At 42.6% G+C, this 18,708-nt stretch carries 10 protein-coding genes; 1 reads left to right on the forward strand and 9 read right to left on the reverse strand.

Annotation, left to right across the window (positions count from 1 at the left end):
* Positions 1-13: 13 nt before the first annotated feature.
* The 3 genes from P3L47_RS05440 to P3L47_RS05450 form a co-directional block, all read right to left on the reverse strand.
* A complete protein-coding gene (locus P3L47_RS05440; RefSeq protein ID WP_277782941.1) occupies positions 14-3,385 on the reverse strand; it encodes a TonB-dependent receptor in 3,372 nt (1,123 codons plus the stop codon).
* A gap of 195 nt (positions 3,386-3,580) precedes the next feature.
* Positions 3,581-4,561, reverse strand: a complete 981-nt coding sequence (locus P3L47_RS05445) for a FecR family protein (RefSeq protein WP_277782942.1) — start codon at positions 4,559-4,561, stop codon at positions 3,581-3,583.
* Between the two features lie 64 nt (positions 4,562-4,625).
* Positions 4,626-5,168 (reverse strand): RNA polymerase sigma factor, encoded by a 543-nt coding sequence (locus P3L47_RS05450; protein WP_233577150.1) that lies wholly within the window; start codon positions 5,166-5,168, stop codon positions 4,626-4,628.
* A gap of 479 nt (positions 5,169-5,647) precedes the next feature.
* Here P3L47_RS05450 and P3L47_RS05455 point away from each other — a divergent pair, with 479 nt between their 5' ends.
* The gene (locus P3L47_RS05455; protein WP_122362121.1) at positions 5,648-6,106 is read left to right on the forward strand and encodes a helix-turn-helix domain-containing protein; all 459 of its coding nucleotides are present in this window, start codon (positions 5,648-5,650) and stop codon (positions 6,104-6,106) included.
* A gap of 252 nt (positions 6,107-6,358) precedes the next feature.
* Here P3L47_RS05455 and P3L47_RS05460 read toward each other — a convergent pair whose 3' ends face one another.
* The 6 genes from P3L47_RS05460 to P3L47_RS05485 form a co-directional block, all read right to left on the reverse strand.
* Entirely contained in the window at positions 6,359-8,827 is a 2,469-nt protein-coding gene (locus P3L47_RS05460) for a beta-galactosidase (RefSeq protein ID WP_427910537.1), read from the reverse strand.
* Positions 8,828-8,850: 23 nt separating this feature from the next.
* On the reverse strand, positions 8,851-10,674 hold the full coding sequence (locus P3L47_RS05465) for a right-handed parallel beta-helix repeat-containing protein (protein ID WP_277782944.1): 1,824 nt from the start codon (positions 10,672-10,674) through the stop codon (positions 8,851-8,853).
* Entirely contained in the window at positions 10,671-13,055 is a 2,385-nt protein-coding gene (locus P3L47_RS05470) for a glycosyl hydrolase family 95 catalytic domain-containing protein (protein ID WP_277782945.1), read from the reverse strand. Before P3L47_RS05470 ends, P3L47_RS05465 begins: the two co-directional genes overlap by 4 nt.
* Before the next feature lie 29 nt (positions 13,056-13,084).
* Positions 13,085-15,358, reverse strand: a complete 2,274-nt coding sequence (locus P3L47_RS05475) for a glycosyl hydrolase family 95 catalytic domain-containing protein (RefSeq protein ID WP_277782946.1) — start codon at positions 15,356-15,358, stop codon at positions 13,085-13,087.
* 35 nt (positions 15,359-15,393) lie between these two features.
* Positions 15,394-16,974, reverse strand: a complete 1,581-nt coding sequence (locus tag P3L47_RS05480; RefSeq protein WP_277782947.1) for a glycoside hydrolase family 43 protein — start codon at positions 16,972-16,974, stop codon at positions 15,394-15,396.
* 107 nt (positions 16,975-17,081) lie between these two features.
* Entirely contained in the window at positions 17,082-18,692 is a 1,611-nt protein-coding gene (locus P3L47_RS05485) for a RagB/SusD family nutrient uptake outer membrane protein (RefSeq protein ID WP_122362117.1), read from the reverse strand.
* Positions 18,693-18,708: the final 16 nt, after the last annotated feature.

Genomic DNA, 18,708 nt, shown 5'->3' on the forward strand with positions numbered 1-18,708 from the left:
TTTAATTTTATTATTAGAAACTAAGGTTCACACCAAAAGAATAACTCTTCATCATAGGATAATCGAATATTGTCGAACTTTCCGGATCATAATATTTTACCTTATTCTGAAGCAAACATAAGTTATTTCCTGTCAAGAAGAATTTCAACTGGGCAACCCCCAACTTTGTCAATACAGATTTAGGCAATGCATACGAAAGATTCACATTTTTCAGACGTAAAAAAGAACCGTTACGCATCCAAAATGTCGATTCCTCATCAGCAGCATTACGAGATGCACGTGGAAAAGCTGCATTCACATTCTCCGGTGTCCAGTGATCAGTCCAAAAATCGAAGTTTGTTTCTTGCGGACGTGCCTGAGCACCTCTCATAGCGATCATCACATCATGCCCAGCTACTCCCTGCAAGAAAATATCCAAAGAAATGCCTTTCCATGAACCACCTAAAGAAATACCGTAATTCAAAGGAGGTGTCGTATGATTTATAATCCAGTCTTTATCATTATCATCAATCACACCATCCGGTTCATCACTGTTCGCACCACGCAAATCTTTATAGTTCAGCATTCCCAGTTCAGGCTTCTGCCCAAAGATAGTATAACCTTCCGGCAGTGCATCCAGATCTGCTTGCGTACGGATAATACCTGTTGCGATATATCCCATTTTACGATCCGTGCTATAACCGATCTCGGACTTATAGGGGCGAAGATTCTCTGCTTCATCTTTCGTGACCACTTTATTCACTGCATATCCCAAATTTCCTTTTACATAATACTTGAAATCGTCACCGATCTTATCATTATAGCCTAACTCCACTTCAAACCCTTTGGCATCGATCACACCATAGTTTTCAGAAGGCATCTTCGCGCCGAAAGTGGCAGGAATACTGGCTGCTCGGTCTCCCAAAATATCATATGTATGCCGATAGAAAGCATCCACATTCATCGACAGCCTGTTATTCAGGAAAGTAGCATCAAGACCGAAGTTATATGTCAAAGACTTTTCCCAGGTTATATCGACATTGGGAATAACATCTGCTGCAACACCGCTGCTCAACGAACCAAAATAAGCACCATTTACCAGATTATATCGCTGCATCCATTGCCATCCGCTGATCGCATTTTTATCCTTCAACACGATACCGTCATTCCCCAGCAATCCAATGGAAGTTCTTAATTTCAAATAGTTGATAAACTTAACATTTTCTTTGAAGAACTTTTCTTCCGACACTCTCCACGCCAATGAAGCAGACGGGAAGAATCCCCAACGGTTCTTGGGAGCAAAATTGACAGATCCGTCATAACGGAAAGAGGCTTCTACCAGGTACCTGTCATCGTAACCATAATTCAAACGACCTATATAAGAGATACGTCCTGTCTCTTCCCCTTTTCCATCCACGGTAGAGTTCTTCGAATCGGAACTACCGGCAAATAATTGGTCGACTGCGGAAGATATGAAGTAATTTCTCACTCCGTTGAACCAATCGACCGTTCCTTCCGATTGCTCGTAAACAAACAGGGCACCCACATCATGTTTTCCGAACTTATTGGCATATGTAATATATCCGTTCAACTGATAACTGTCTCTGGTATCATATTTTTCCTCCAGAAAATCACCGTCAGATCTTACTTTGACACGGTCTACCACATCTGTTATAATATGATTGTGGCCGCCTGTCATTTTATATTCATACAACGAATAAGGACGGTTGAACTGTTTAATAAATGTGTGCCTGTCGTATTTATTAAATAATAATTTAAGACTCAATCCCTTGATAAACGGAACATTATATTGTAAAGAAATATTCGCTTCATAATTGGAATACTTCTTTCTGTTATAACCGGTATTCCCTCCCAACAATTCTATCGGGTGCCATTCTACAAAACTTCCCGTCGGCTTCCCGTTAATATACGGAGGTACCTGCCCTGTCCGGAAAAGTAACCCTCTGTACAGGTTATCCATCTTATCTGAATCGTTGTCATATCTCCAATACGGTTTATCGTCATTTCTCGTATCCATATTCAGATTCAGGGAGACGATCAGGTCTTTCGTAATGTTTGCCTCCAGGTTACTTCTCAGATTATATTTCTTGAAGCTCAGATTATCGAAAGAACCTGTTTCATAATAGTAGTTACCTCCAATAAAATAGCGGACACGTTCGTTACCTCCGCTGACATTCAAAGAATGTCTCGTAAGCAGCGGTTGTTTCCATGCCTCATCCAGCCAATTATAATTGTTCTTTTTGAAGTACTCTAACTCATCGTCCGTATAATAACTCAAATCTGTCGGATCGACATTTTCCACAATTCTATTGTCATTGATAAAGACTGCCTGGTTGTAAGCATTCTGTGTCTCAGGAATCATAGTTGCATCAGATATACCGATAGAGCCGGTATAAGCGATCGTCGGCTTTCCTACTTTTCCTTTCTTGGTAGTAACCAACACAACGCCGTTGGCCGCACGTGCTCCATAGATGGCAGCAGATGCTCCGTCTTTCAGTACAGACAGGTTTTCCACTTCACTCGCATCCAAACCGTCAAATGCAAATTTATCTCTGACAATCCCGTCAATCACATACAAAGGAGCTGAATCATTCCAGGTACCTTTGGAGCGCACCGTCATATCGGCACCAGCACCGGGTTTACCTCCGGATTGCGTCAGCAATACCCCTGCCATTTTACCGACAAGCGCACTGGACAAACTACCCGCCGGAGAATCCTGAATATCTTCTGCACTGACAGAAGAAACCGATCCGGTCAGGTTCACTTTTTTCTGGATACCGTACCCTACAACTACTACTTCTTCGAGCTTCTGAGTATCTTCCAGCAACTTTACATTAACGGGAGAACCGTCATGTACAGGTACTTCCTGGCTGATATAACCGATATAAGAGATTAGGAGTGTTTTTCCGGAAACATTATTCAAAGTATATTTACCATCGATATCCGTAATGGTTCCGTTCGTAGTTCCTTTCTCCACAACGTTAGCACCGATAATCGGCTCACCGCCAGCATCAGTAACTATACCCGTCACATTTCCTTTCTTTCCCTGTGCCACAACCGGCTTTCCCGAACTGTCACTCTTTTCCGCCGGGTTGATTAGAATAAGATTATTCTCTGTGATCTCATACTTGATCCCTTCCTTTGCAAACAGACGGTTCAAAATAGTTTCGACACTCTGGTCTTTCTCGCGGACAGAGACTTTCTTATCTAGGTTGATTTTTCCACTCTCATAAATAAACCGGAACTCGGACTGGTTCTCTATCAAGTAAAGGATCTCCTTGATGGACTGATTATTGACATCCAACGACAGCTTCGTCTTTTGGGAATAAACGGTAGCCGAAATATTAAGCGAGAAAGCAATTAAAGCTAATGTTGTCAATCTCATAATAGCGTATACCTTTTTAAGGACCGGATACGATTCCAGCCTTGACATATTAAAAAAATTCATATATTTGTAATTTGATTGTTTGTTAACAATAGTGCTGAACACACTGTAAATTAATGATCAAAAAATAAGACGGGAAGTGGTTGCAACATTTCCCGTTTTTCGTGTTTCATGGTTGTTACTTCATAGGCAAATTTATTTAGAGGTTATACTTATATTTTTCCCTTTCACGTGATAGGCTATATTACTTAAATAGGATAAGGCCTCCAACACATCCGCAATTGTTTCTTCCTGTATTACACCATTGTAATGTATGTTTTTACCTAAATCCCCCTGAATATGGATATCGACATTATACCATCTTTCCAAATATTTACAGACATCCTCCAATGACATATCATCCATGTAAAGCTTATTATTCAGCCATCCATAAGAATGAGACAAATCACCGCTAAGTTGTTTCAATGTATTAGTTCGTTTATCGAACTCAGCCATATCACCCGCTTTCATCTTCAGTTTGTCGTTATTATGTCCCAGTTCAATATCTCCCTCCACCAATGATGCTTGTACAGTTGGGTCATCGGCATAAGCTTTCAGGTTAAAAGATGTGCCTAATACTTTCACCTCTACTCCATCAGCCATTTTCACAATAAAAGGGGTTTTACTTTTTGATACATCAAAATATCCTTCCCCCTGAAAACGGACTTCCCGAATTTTCTTCTTCGAATTATATACATAAGTAATATCCGACCCTGAATTCAACTTTACGACCGACCCGTCAGGCAACGCTATTTCCGAACGGTTCCCGTAATCGGCAGTCAAGCTGACAGAGATATCCTGCTCCTTATCAAATACTCCGGTAACAGAAAGAACGACCATCAATAAGACAGAGGCAGCAATACCCGATAAAGTATAATAAATATTATTCATACGTTTCCGAAGAAGAGTCTTCTGTCTGTTCGACGTATCCACTTTCTCCCAGGCACGATCCACATTGAAAATACCAGGATCCATATAATGTCCGGATTCCTCCCAGATCCTGCGGTACCGCTCCATTTCCTGCCGATTCTCCTCTTTTCGATCCAGCCATTCCTGTAGTACCGGATCGGTGATATCTTTTTCACCACTGAGCAGGTAATCTATTATATGATCACTTATATGTTCTTTTTCTTCCATGAATCTTCCTTTTATAATTAAGACACCCTAAAACAAAAAAGGTCCTATACGGACCTAAAAAAAATTATATACCTTTTACCTCCAGGCACTTTTTCAACCTCTGAAGGGATGCCCATATCTGATTTTTAATTGTTTTGACTGAAATGGATAACTGGTCTGCAATCTCTTTCTGCTTCAGTCCTTTTACGCGGTGAAGGAGTAACACCTCTTTACACCTGCCAGGCAACAGGTTGATACAATCGTAAAGGGCCATGCGGAATTCTTCAGTCTCAAGCGGATTTTCTTCGTAATAAGAAAGTTGCTCTTCCCGGTTCTCTAAAACTGTTTTGTAATTCGTTTGCGTACGGATATGATTCAATGCCAAATTTCTAGCCATCTTATAAAGGTATCCGGAAACATTTTCGCCAATCGCTATTTTCTTCCGATTGTTCCAAAGCGTAAAGAATAAGTCCTGCACAACATCCTCAGCATCCTCCTTCTCTCCTAACAGACGATAGACATAACAACACAAGCGGCTGTAATATCGTACAAACAGCTTATTGTAACTGGTGTAATCATCATTTCCGATTGCAGCAATTAGTTTTTCATCTGTAATAGAGGCATTCAATATATATTAAGTTAAATATTCAACAAGTATTATTCTGTAATTATCATAACTATTTCTTAATGACATGGCTGTATGAGCTAATTAAAATCATTTTCTATATAATTGCACGCTATAATCCAATGCAAATGTAAACTTATTTTTGTTATAAAAAATAGTATAAAACTACTTATTTGATGGATTATCCTCTGATTCACCAATCATCTTCTTACCGGAAGCTGTCACATATCGTAAAAATTCGCAATGCACGTCGATATCCATTATTCCTTTTTTATCAATTCATTTTCACGATACCTTTACAAAGAAAAGCAGTATATCTTCATGCCCCAATATTCATGCTTAGGTAAAATACACAAAACGGCTAGGTTTTTTACATCGTATGCAGGAAAAGAAAAAAGCAAGGTAGATTGTTATTTCCCATATGACAAGCAAAGACTTTATCGTTTTGTCCTTATATTTGTCTCAAATAAAATAAGTTCGATATGGAAAAAGAAATAGAAGAGAAAGCCCCCAAAAACGTTCACCAGGGTTCGAACGTCCGCAAATTACGTAATATAATGGGTATCAAACAGAGCTCATTGGCGGAAAGGCTCGGTACTACGCAACAAAAGGTTTCACGTATCGAAAGCCAACGGGTAATCGAAAAAGATACGTTGATCCAAATCGCGAACATCCTAAATGTTTCTCCCAAGATCATTGAAGAACTGGATGAAAACCCGCTGTCAGTTATTATTGAAAATAACAATTTTGAAAGTGGAAGTTATAATACAGGAGTTGATAACTCGAATGTTGGAGAAGAAAATCATCACAATACAATCCATCATCCCCTAGATAAAATCATGGAATTGAACAAACAAGCCACCGACCTTTTTGAACGCATGCTGGCCGTTGAAAAAGAGAAGTCCGCTTTGTTGGAACAATTATTGAAGGAGAAAGAGTAATATTCATAGTTACAACCCGATATAACCTGAAGTTCATCCCAAAGAAAAGATAAGGTCCCGTCGTAGTAATTGCTTGTCGACAATTATAAATCAATTCGCCGATAATAGTGAGCATTCAGCGTAGTATACACCTCCTGAATGCTCACTATTCACGATCGATCATTTCATCCAGTAAATCTACCTCGATAACAAATAGATGTTGCAAAAACAGTTAATCAGGTCTTTTTGCAAAGAAACAACAGCATATACCGCTCATATGGAAGGATAAGGAGCCACCTCCATCGCCTTTATAGTTGCACCGTTAGCTGTCTGACGTAATCCCAGAACAAGGACATTTTTCTTTTTCCCGAAGTTCAACCAACATTCCGGCAAGTAAAACTCACGTTGCGGACCAGCCTCCCAATGACGACCGATATTATGTCCGTTCAGCCACATATAGCCGTTACCGGAAGCATTGATCCGTAGCAACCAAGGAATCCAAACGGAAGGATCAGCCGACGGTAATTCAAACTCGACCCGATACCAGGAGAAAAGACCGTCGGGATCACTTGTAGGCTGTATATCGTTTCCTTTACGGGGGATATCGCCGGTTGTATCCAAAGCGACTGATTGCCAACCTTGCGGAGTGAACTGCGGCAGGTTCCAACCGACAGTTATTCCGGCTACATCTTTTGCACACTCCCATTCAAGCGGATGCGTCATGGCCGTTTCCGTGACAGACAAACCACCCTGGCGGATACCAGCTAACTCTTCCATCGGTACATACCCATGAGCATGTCCAAGGTTCTCATATACGGCAATGATCTCATTTTCGCCTTCTTTCAACAAACCGGATACGTCAAAACGGTTGTCGTATTCATCCGGCCGAATACGATCGAAACAGTTGCGGGTAGTCCAGGTCTGGGCATCCGCCTTGTCGGGGAACAACCGTTTTGCCTGCTTGCCATTGACCTGTACCGACACGATATCGCGGGTAAACATATTGAACAACAGAAAACGCTCATCCGCCGCCTGCTGAGATGTCAGATTTACATGCGTACGATACAGACTATAACGGAAATCATTCACATCCAGGTCGGAAAGTGATACCAGCTGCGGTAACAGCTGCCATTTAGCCTGTGAGAAATCATCCTCTTTCTTCAATACGGAAGTGATACGGACAGGGTCAGGCAAACGGGAAGGACGTAACGGACGCATTTGTTCTTTAGGCCACCACTCTCCCTGTGAAGGTTTCTTTCCTGCCGGAACAACCAATACCTTACAACCTAGTGCAGGCAAATCATAACGAACCTCTATCGGTTCAACTGTCAGGGAATCGGTATTTTTTATATCCGCCGAAGAGATCAGGACTTTCTCACCATTCTGGTTGATATTATACATCGGTTCGCCCGGTTTACTCATTTTACCGGGAATCAGTGTCACCTTTCCTTTCACCGGATGATCCGGATCGGTGTTATGGAGGAAGATGAAGCGGGTTCCGTCTACAGCGATACGTACACCACCGAACAATTCCTTCGGTGCACCTTCCAACTCACAGGGACCACCTTCCGAGCGGACCAGTTGCGGTTCGAAAGCTTTTATGAAACTACCGATTCCTTTGGCTTCATAATATTTAGGACCTAACGCCCCGTTTTCATGTATAGCGGCATTATAATCGTAGGTGGTAGTCATCCCCCTGGCTCCCCACCCTGCAAAATGGGTTCCGCCGAAAAACATATAATAATTGATGCCGGTAGCTCCGCCTAATATGGACATCAAACCGATAGCTTTGAAATGACGGTTGTCGGAATAATGATCTTCGCTCAACTTTCCGGTAACCAATGAAAACCATCCTCCCTGTAACTCAGTAACAAACCCGGGAGCATCCGGCTGTACCTTGCGCAGGGCAGCCATCCGGTGTGCACAACTGGGAGCGGCAGACAGACCCACGTAATAGTTATCGCAGTCAAATACCTGCGACAGTTCGGCATCTTCACTTTCACGGCATTCACGAGTCAGGCAGGTAAACACCGGGACATCGAAACCGTTCCTGCGTACGGAACGATACAACTCTTTCAGGAATTTATCTTTCCCGTCACAACCATGGGCATCGTATTCATTTTCTATCTGGATCATGATAATCCCTTTTTCTCCTTTCGGTTTACGGGTGACCTGCTCATCTGCCAATGCCTTACATACAGCATCAAACCAATGCACCGACCAACGGATATGCTCCGGATCGGCACTGCGCAACCAAAAACCTTCCACTCCTTCCGGACGGAATCTGGCCAGCCAGCGGGGATAACCTCCACCGGAATATTCGGCACAGATAAACGGACCCGGACGGACAATGGTATAAAGCCCGAACTCTTCCTGCGCCATCTTCAACCAGCGTTTCAGGTCGGAAAAGTCAAAGTTTGTCGTATCTTTCAGACTCTTCGGCATACTTCTTTCATGCCAGTTCCAGGGAACGTAAGTCTCCACCACATTAAATCCTGCCTCCTTGATTTGCTTGAACCGGTCGCGCCATAATTCTTCCGGACAACGGAAATAATGAAAGGCTGCACTGTAAACAAAGATATCTTTCCCGTCTATAGTCATACAGGAACCGTCATAACGAATCCGGTCGGGATAGGCAAATTGTTTACCGATGTTTACTTCCTGTTTTACAGGATTTTCATTCTTTGCTTGCACAAGCGGATTACTCAGAGACAGAGTAAAAGCAATACAAGCAGTTTTCATCAAAATTGTATTTATCATATTTTTTAAGGAAATACTTTTATCAGACATACACCTTCTTCTTCGGCAAATTCTATCGGACCAGGACAAGCATGTTGCTTCCTTTTATTACCAAAATAATCGGAATCAAAAACAATCGGATGATTACCCTCCCGATCGAATGACTGGTGAGGTATGACTGCCTCCCGGATATCTCTGGTACTAACAGGTTTCTTTTTTGAATGACCTTTCCATTCCTTTGATACTTTCATCTGCAGGTACCACCCATCCGGCTTCTCCATAACCTGAATTTCAGGATCAAAACCGGCATTTACAAAAGCTCCCTTTTCTTTCTCTGCGGGAATAGCACCCGACAGATATATATTTCCATCCAGGCTCACAGGTAACAAACATTCATCATAAGGAGTCATATCCACCCGGGTAAATATGTTATTATAATATGTTGCGTCACCGCACGGACAATTATGAAGTCCTGCGATCGACGTTCCATGAGGGACCAGATAAGGGGTTTCCCTTTCATCCGTCAATAACGTTTCCCAAACTTTCCAAGCAATCAAATTATTAACAAAAGCAACTCCTTGTGAAAGTTTGATCTGCGCCAGTTCTTTCGATAAAAACAGATTATTATCGACCAGCACAGGTCCGTGATTGACTTCCAGGGAGAAATCCTGAACTTTATTATCGTGCAGGAAATTCCGGGTAATACGGGTTCCTTGTGTCATCCAGTCGAGCCAGATACCACCTTCGGTCCTGTAAATATGGTTGTTACTAATGACAGCATCGACAGCGGCATGAAATTTTATACCAGCCAGTTCATATCCCCAAAACGACTGGTGCATCCCGATCTCAAAGATACTGTTCCCTTCGATCAGGCTGAATATCGCTCCCAGGCTTCCTACAATACCGGCCTGTCCGCAATAGGATATCTGATTATTCCGAACGATATGGCTTCCTATATGCTCCTTGTCCCAGTTGTTTTCCAGAGCACGTTCCGTCGTCCTCACAAAAGCTTCCGCCGATTCGGACTTATTATCCCATTCGTCACCATATTTACCCAAGGTAATCCCCACACATTTCGAATGGCTGACCTTATTATTTTCAATAACCCATCCTTTACTCCAATGGGTACCGATCAGGCCGATCTGTTCCGCTGTCGGCGGTGCCCACGGGGTTGCGGCATGACTCATGATAAAACCGCAGACATGGATATAATTAACAAACGGCTTACTGGGGTAAAATACGGATTGCCGGACATTTATCTCGACAGTCTCCCTATTGGGGTCACAATCAAAGTTCGCCCAAATGATCGTTGTATCCTCGTTTACCCGGCAATACCAAAAAGCCGTATCGCTTTTCCCGGAAAGTAACCGGTCCAGTTCCGGTGTTTCCGACAAGGCTTTGTTATTCAGGTAAACTTCACCGGTATGGCACCATTTGCCTTTTTCCAGCCAATCTCCATATATCATATCGGCATAAGGATTGAAATCACCCCAAAATATATTGGGAATCTTAACAAACCAGGTTCGGTCGTCTTGTTTTTCCCAACCTTTGATTACTTCCGATCCTTTTATTTCAACCATCTCTCCTTTCGCTGCCTGATAAATAATCGGCTTATTTTTCTCTCCCCCACGTAGCGGATCAATTCTTTCCCGGTACGTTCCTTCGTGCACAGTAATTACGTCACCAGGATAAGCAACCCGAGCTGCTTTATCAATCGTTTTAAAGGGAGCTTTCAGAGTTCCGCTATTATTGTCATTTCCTTGTACGGATACATGATATTCTCTGGCTGACAAAGAAGACCAGCTAATACACAAACAAAATATATAAATGATATAAAATACTCTTTTCATGGCATAGTTATTTGATATGTTTCTCCTTTATGGAGTTCCAGCTGTTTGGTTTTATCCCGGTAAAGAACCTCGTATGGTCCGTCTTGTACCGCATGCAAAACAGCATCGACCAGTTCCCCGTCTTTCCAGGATATGTCGAGCGTATGCCCACCGAAGACCCGGACACCTTTCAGTTGTCCGTCGGCATACTCTTTCGGCCATGCCGGTATCAATTCTATTTTCCCCGGTTCTGTATATACCAGCATCTCCATAAACAAACGAGGCAAACTTAATATAGCATCCAGATTATAGATCTGATGATTCGGGTCATGAGAAGTTACCAGCCCGTCGTATACATAATAACGGCGGCTGAAACGATCCAGATTTTTCACGACTTTGTTCATATCTCCGATACGTACGGCCTGAAGGGCCAGATGAAGCAAACCGTGTGCCGAACTGGTATCGAACTCAAAACGTTTATCCAAAGCGACCTTAGCTGCTTGTCTCAATTGCTTGTCCCCTTTATTTTTACTAAGCTGGGCCCCTGGGAATACAGGGTATAAATGAGATAAATGCCGATGGTTGTATACATCAGGATAACCGGGATCTATCCATTCTGCCAAAGCACCGTCTTCATTGATCCGATATTCAGGTAGTCTCTCCAGATAAAAATTCCATTTATCCATCTCCTCCTGCGGCAAACCGAACTGTTTTCCCATATCCAGCAAGATACCGAATACTTCACGGGCTATCGCCACATCCATCGTAGCATCTTTACTCAACCAGGTATCATTCCCGTTCGGTGCATTTTCCGGTGATACGCTCGGAGTGAAGTGAAACAGGCTATCACTGCCCAGTACCAGAAAATCTTCATAGAAATCCGCTATCTCACGATACAAAGGTAGCACTCTTTTTTCCAATGCTTCATTATTCCCTGTCAGCATGGCATATTCGTAGAACGGACGTAGATTCCAGCCCGCTCCTCCCGGCCAGCACATCCAGGGGAAAGAAGGTCCGAAATGAGTCAGATAGCCGTTCTCCGGATCATTATAATGAGCTACGATGAAGCCCCGGCATCCCAAATAGTTCCTGGCGTTCAAACGCCATCCGGGTAACAGCCGTTCAACATAGCTGCAATAAGATTCCGCACATTCCGGCAGGTTACTCATCGAAGCAGCCGAAATTGCCAGATTGATATTAGAGTCCCAAACAAACCCACCGATCCAGTTCGGTTTCCATCCTCCTCCCCAAATACCTTGCAAGGGAGGCGGATATTTTCCACACGAAGAGATCAACAAATAACGGCCCATTGCATGCATTTGTTCCATAAACAAAGGAGTCACTCCCTGCTTGCTTACTGTTTCTAACATTTGTTCCGTAGGGATTTCTTTCCACTCTGAAGCACATCCCAGATCCAACTGCATCCGGCAGAACATCTCTTTATGTTCCTTGCTGTGTAAAGACAGTAACTCTTCATAACTGTCCGATAAACCGGACAACTCCTGTCGTACATTCATTTCTTCCGAAGTTTTGCCATCCGCCAACGGAGCAATACGTACCAAAACAAGTATTTCGTCTGCATCTTCAATTTTCAGACATGAACCTTCCTGTTGCATATTTCCGCCTTTCTGAGTAACCCGCGCCAAGCCATCGTATCCCCCGGGATCATTCGCATAGGCTGCATGATAAGTCAGCCAACCAGGGATAGCCCCTGGCTCAACCGAAAGAAAAGCACTGTCCAGGTTATGTTCAAAGTGCATACCCTGTCGCCCGGGAGTTTCTTCAAAACTCAGGATTGTATTGATTTTTCCCTGTTTACCAGCCTTCAGCCGAATGACATTGACATTATGTTTCCTGGAAGAGAAAACCGATTCCGTCATCCCGTTCTCTTCATCATAAAAAACAGAAGCAACTCCTGTTTCCAAATCGAGCTGGCGGCGATATTTCCCATTAACAGAAGCAGACCGATCCGGATATTGTATCCGCAAATCGAAAGCCGGATGAGGGATCAAAGGCCATCGTTGTTTGGCTCCCATCCCGACCAGCTGACGATCAGCCTCATCAGCAATCAGGCTCGATGCCTGATTATTTTTACCCTCATCGATCAGACGGCGTACTTCCGGCAACAGATCAGCGGTGACAGGTACCGTCTCTTTATTATGATCCCATCCACGGATAAACAGTTCTTCATGTACACAAATGATCCGTTCATCGCCAGGCTGCCCTAAAACCATTGTTCCATGACTGCCATTTCCAGTCACAAAAGCATCTTCCCATATTGCAGACGGCTTCCCTGACCAGACCACCCACCGCCCGGAAGAGTTCCCTTCAGAGAGAGAGGTCTCTGTTTGTAAACCACAACCGGACAAACAGAAAATTAAGAAACTAATAATATATTTCATCGATAACAATCTTTTTCTATTAACAAGAACTATTCAATCGGCATAAACTGATAAGTTTCATCAGCAACCGTCTTCATTTTGATAAACTCGCCTTCCATCACTCTTTTACCGGTTGTCTTTCCTCTTACCTCCACTTTTCTTTGCCCCCATGGGTTCTGTAATGTCAGATCACGTCCTTTCTCACTGGACAGAATCAGAGAGGTTACTTCTCCATTTTCAAGTGTAGCGGATACCAGGAAAGCCCCTTCTACCCGTATCTGGTGGAATGAAGCATCTTTATCACGGGGCCAGACAGGAAAAATACGGACAATATCCTGATGTCCCATACAAAGCATTTCATTGATGGTATTAGGAACAGTACTCAAATTTTCAATGCCATGCGGATTTCCATACTGGAACCCATTGGAATAAGTATGACGGGAATAAGCATTCAGATGAACTAATATACTATCCGGATCATAACCGACCCGCACGGCTGCAGGATAAAAACTGTTACTTCCGTTATAATCAGACCAACGGTTCATTTCCTCAATCGTATTACGAGCTATTTTCAATAGTTCGGGGTCACTATCCAACCCGATCTGACCTGCCGGGTAAATATGTTGGATTCCCAAGGTATTGCCGTCCCACCAGTCCGTGCCTTTTTCAGTATAGCGAAAAACAGTCTTCCCGTTTCGTTCCTGTAACGGATACTCAGAAAGATGATCATGAACAAAAGTCCATTGAGATCTTTTATCAGCATCAACTCCTAAAAAAAGACTCATATCGGAAACTGTCTGCATAACCATACGCACCAAACCCAATGAAAGGATCGGATTCTTTGTCCCTACCGTACCTTCATGGATCGCATCGTTGTAAATGACATAACGGTCTCCCTCACGGGTCAGATAATTTTCCCAAAAGGTAGCAACTCCTCTCACAAAAGGATATACTTTCCGGGTATATTCCTCATCCCATGTACGATAAAACTGCATGGACATATTCACAACCGCATAAGCCGAATTACTTTTCTGTCCCCAGAACAGTCCCTCATCTTCCACATTTTTACCATCGATCCATTCCTTGAAATATAGATCCATGAAAGGAGAGCGGCGGGTCGTTTCAATCCCTAAAGGACCGCCACCGACAGGCAACAAAATACCTCCAGGTATAGATGTCACTTTTTCCGAATAATAATTTCCCCGCGATATCAGTGCCAATAAAGGCATATAATACGGATCAGCCTGTTCAATTCTGTTAGCAGAGTAAAGGGCATAATAAGGGGCCATATGATTATAATTCAAATGATAATCCCCATTCCACCAAGGACGTTCCTTAGTAATCCAAGAACCGAAAATAGAAGGAGGAAAATCAAGGTCACGACTACAAGCTCCCATGCCATAAAGAGATCGGTAATATTGTTTTTCAATGATACTGTCAGATATACTGACATATGATTTCTTCCAATAATTTTTCCACCATTGTTTATGATCTTTTTCTATAACCGCCAGTTCTCCGACCGAACAATCCGGCACCTTTCGTATGACTTCCGACACACAATCATCACTTTTAAAATTACTGGAGAATGAACCTACTATACGGACAGTTTCTCCAGACCTCAAAGTAAATTTTCCGTCCGGAGAACCTTCTACATGTAATGCCATAGCTGCTTTGGTTGGAATATCTACAGAATCAACAAAGGCACGGGATACATATTGGGTTCCATCCGAAGTGAAATCATTTTCTCTGATATCCGGAAATACACGTTCCAAAGGCGGCTCATTCAATATCTCCTTTTCTCCAGGCAGAACAATCCGGGCAGATCCTTCCAATGCATCCTTTCCCTCCATCCTTATCTCTAAAACCCAAATATCTTCGGTAGCAGACAAATAAGTTTTACAATACACGGAAAGACTTTCTTTAGTAAAAGATGCATAAGAGATCGCGTCATATAAATCCTGTTCTACCAGATAAGAAGCTCCCTTCAACTCTGGGACAGACAATTCTATTTTACCCAATACAGCAGGATAAGATTCATCTAACGCTGATTTTAATCGCCAAAAATCATTACGTGCCACATAAAATGTCAGTTCTTCCGGAGCTCCACCCAACGCGATACCAGTAAAACCATTCCCTAGCAAAGGTGCATCAGTTGCATACCGGGCTGGAATCCGTTCCGGCGGAGTCGTAAAACGAATAATATGTTTTTTTATGATCGACTCCACCGGATCAGGTTGGTCAGCTTGTTGACGATCGCAAGCAGAAAAAAAGTACATACCCAAAACCGGCAACAATAGTAACAAAGTATTCTTGATGTTTTTCATTTTATTCTGATACAAGATTCAAGTTCATGCCCCTATTATTTTCCTGTAAAATGGAACCAGTCGAAATCAGCATAACCGCCAACTCCATTTGCTTTCGTTGAATAATTAAACAAGGCAAAACGGTTTGCAGTCCAATCCAGACCTAACCCCATTTTCAGTTCATTTCCTATCGGAGAATAAGTCTTTCCATCGAGACTGTAATAGAAACGAGCTGTAAAGTCTTTGTCCATAACCCGGGCACGAATCCAGATCTTATTACCTTTTAAAGCATCTACCGTCTCTACGATCTCTCCGTCATTACACATAACAATCTTCCGGTCATCTCCCTCCTGTTGTACAGCTACATAAGCATACGGAAACTGGAATACTCCGAATCCTGCCACATTTCCATCTTTCAGACCGGTAATATCCACCAATACAGAACCTTCTGATGACGGTCCCTGTACACGTTGAGTTAAAGTATTACGAGCCTCTTTCAAACTTTTTGCCTGCGATGCCTTCAGACGCATATATCCCGGACGTTCAGTCAATGTCCATTTCGTATCATCCGGATTATGGTTCCACTGCCATTGTAGTCCCAGCTTCTTCCCTTTAAACTCATCCGATGTCGCCGGTACCATAACCGGATATGTCTTACCGACATTCGGTTTTGGATAAGTAATAACATCTTTTCCGTCAGTACCCAACATCGGCCAGCCATCGACCCATTTAACAGGCATTAAACAGGGAACACGACCGATAGGACCCCGGTCCTGCATGATAATAAACCACCAATCACCATTCTTCAACTGAACCATCCCTCCCTGATGTAAACCGTTAGGAGGATAAGAACTGTTGTCGTCCACGATTATTTTATGTTCGTACGGACCATAAATACTATCGGAACGAAGACAAACCTGCCAGCCTTCCGTGCCACCAGCCGGACAAGTGATATAATATTTTCCGTTAATCTTATACATATGGGCACCTTCCATTCCAAAACGTTTACCGAATGTCTGGCTGTTCTCAAATCGTTTATTCCAGATTTCAACAGGTTTTCCTTTAACAGACCTCACGTCGGAATTCAATTCCGTAATGAGTAACTTTCCCTGCCCGTGAACCACATATACCTTGCCGTTATCATCGAAAAACAGCCCCGGATCGTAAAGATATTCCGGGAATATAGTACGTTTCCAGGGACCCTCCGGTTTATCTGCCTCACAGATGGAAAAATGTCCGGTTTCCGTGCCCAACCCATAAGGGGTACAAAAACCTACATAAAATTTACCGTTATTATAGCGGATCGTATTTGCCCAAGATCCATTCAGATATAACTGTCCATTCTGCATATCATAACGTTCATCTTCATCATATCGGTCAACGGCATATCCCACCATTTTCCAGTTAACCAAATCTTTAGAGGTTGCGATCGGGCTTCCCGGTACATAATGCATACTGGTCGATATAAAATAGAAATCATCGTCGACGCGAATAATATCGGGGTCAGGCCAGTCTCCCCACATAAGAGGATTCGTAAATGTTCCGTCTCCGTTATCAGGAGTCCATACTTGTTGTGCCTCAACCAGGAAAGAGGCTAAACACAATAATGCTATATTGAAAAGGTTGTGTAATTTCATTCTAATTATTTTTAGCAAGTACAACACTGGTCTTTATTAAAAAAGAGGAATATCTCCGAAACACAGAAGACATCGGAGATATTCCTCGCTTTCAACCAAATACAAAATTAATAACCCGGAGTCTGGTCCAAATTCGGATTCTTATCCATTGCATCCTGTTTAATCGGTAAATAACGATTATGAGATGCATACTGACGAGGCTCGATCAATTCCGTTCCTGTTACTACCGCACGTTTATAAGGATTACTTTCCTTATAGTCGATAGTTCCTGTTATACGATTCAACGGGCCATTCAAAACTGTTTCTGCCACCAGTTTACCACTATCGTCTTTCCAGCGAAGAATATCCGCCCGGCGAAGACCTTCACCAGCCAGTTCGACAGAACGTTCACGGCGGATCAATTTACGCAGTTCTGCCTGTGTATTATACTTCGTCTGATCGACATCAGGCATCCCGACACGATTGCGAATACGGTTCAGTATGTTATAAATTTCAGCAGAAGGACCATTCAGTTCATTTTCTGCTTCTGCATAACTTAATAAAACTTCTGCATAGCGGAAAACGATAATATTAGCATTCGCAGACCACATATCAGCATAATAATTCACACTTTTACCTAAATACTTAGCCCAGGTCAAAACGGTTTTGGAAGAGTTATCCGCCCCGTTCGGATCATTCGGATTGGCAACCCCATTAACGGTCTTATCCAGCGTATTCAATATTCCGCCTCCCCAGTCCTGTCCGGGAAAAAGCACTGTCATAGCCATACGCGGGTCGCGATTGGCAAACGGATGAACCGGATCATAACCGCTACCGGCTTCCTCCTTTGTTAAACCATTATCCATTTCATAAAAATCAACAAGATTCTGGGTAGGAACCATTGACGACCAACCACCATCTGCATTATTATACATAGTAGCTATTACCCAGGTAGAAGTCAAATTCGTATCATGCTGAGTGGCCATGATAATCTCTTTGGAATCCTGACCTTCTACCAGGAACAGTCTGGAATAATCAGACTCCAGATCGTACATTCCCATATCAATAATAGCTTTTGCAGCCTCTTTTGCACGTGCATAATCACCATAATATAAAGCGGAACGCATCTTCAAAGCCAAAGCAGTCCCTTTAGCAATATACCCCCTGGCTGAAGGCGTTTCTTTTAATAGAGGAATGGCAGCATCCAATTCATCATAAACATATTGTTTTACTTCTTCCTCCGTATTACGTTTCACCTTTGCTTCATCTGCAGTAGAATAAGAATCGATAATAGGGATACCACCATACCACCAGTTCTTATCAAAATACTGGAAAGCACGGATAGTCTTTACCTGACCGATCATATCATTTTTTTCTGCTTCATCTTCAAATTCAACATTTTCTATATTAGTCAGAAAATCATTACAACGACGAATCATACTAAAACTATACAAATTGGCCACCTGATTTCCCGGAGACATACCACCGTTACCTATAAGCCTCCAACCTTCATGTATAAAATTATTATAGCCGAAATCAGAGCCACAATCCCAATAGAGAATCGCACTGTCATCCACCCATCCGTCATAACAACCAACCAAAAACTTTTGAGCATCTTCTTCAGTCTGCCAGGTCGTACTTGGAGATAAAGCATCACGGGGAATCGTATCTAAAAAATCGGAACAGGATGTGCCCATTAACGATGCACCTGTCAGCATATATATTAATAGTCGTTTCATAAAACTTTCTTTTAAA

This window comes from Parabacteroides chongii, from assembly GCF_029581355.1.
Lineage (GTDB): Bacteria > Bacteroidota > Bacteroidia > Bacteroidales > Tannerellaceae > Parabacteroides > Parabacteroides chongii.

What these genes read in the sequence shown, in the direction of transcription:
- P3L47_RS05440 (WP_277782941.1), bottom strand. Translation starts at nt 3,385, where the DNA reads ATGAGATTGACAACATTAGCTTTAATTGCTTTCTCGCTTAATATTTCG.
- P3L47_RS05445 (WP_277782942.1), bottom strand. Translation starts at nt 4,561, where the DNA reads ATGGAAGAAAAAGAACATATAAGTGATCATATAATAGATTACCTGCTC.
- P3L47_RS05455 (WP_122362121.1), top strand. Translation starts at nt 5,648, where the DNA reads ATGGAAAAAGAAATAGAAGAGAAAGCCCCCAAAAACGTTCACCAGGGT.
- P3L47_RS05460 (WP_427910537.1), bottom strand. Translation starts at nt 8,827, where the DNA reads ATGAAAACTGCTTGTATTGCTTTTACTCTGTCTCTGAGTAATCCGCTT.
- P3L47_RS05465 (WP_277782944.1), bottom strand. Translation starts at nt 10,674, where the DNA reads ATGAAAAGAGTATTTTATATCATTTATATATTTTGTTTGTGTATTAGC.
- P3L47_RS05470 (WP_277782945.1), bottom strand. Translation starts at nt 13,055, where the DNA reads ATGAAATATATTATTAGTTTCTTAATTTTCTGTTTGTCCGGTTGTGGT.
- P3L47_RS05475 (WP_277782946.1), bottom strand. Translation starts at nt 15,358, where the DNA reads ATGAAAAACATCAAGAATACTTTGTTACTATTGTTGCCGGTTTTGGGT.
- P3L47_RS05480 (WP_277782947.1), bottom strand. Translation starts at nt 16,974, where the DNA reads ATGAAATTACACAACCTTTTCAATATAGCATTATTGTGTTTAGCCTCT.
- P3L47_RS05485 (WP_122362117.1), bottom strand. Translation starts at nt 18,692, where the DNA reads ATGAAACGACTATTAATATATATGCTGACAGGTGCATCGTTAATGGGC.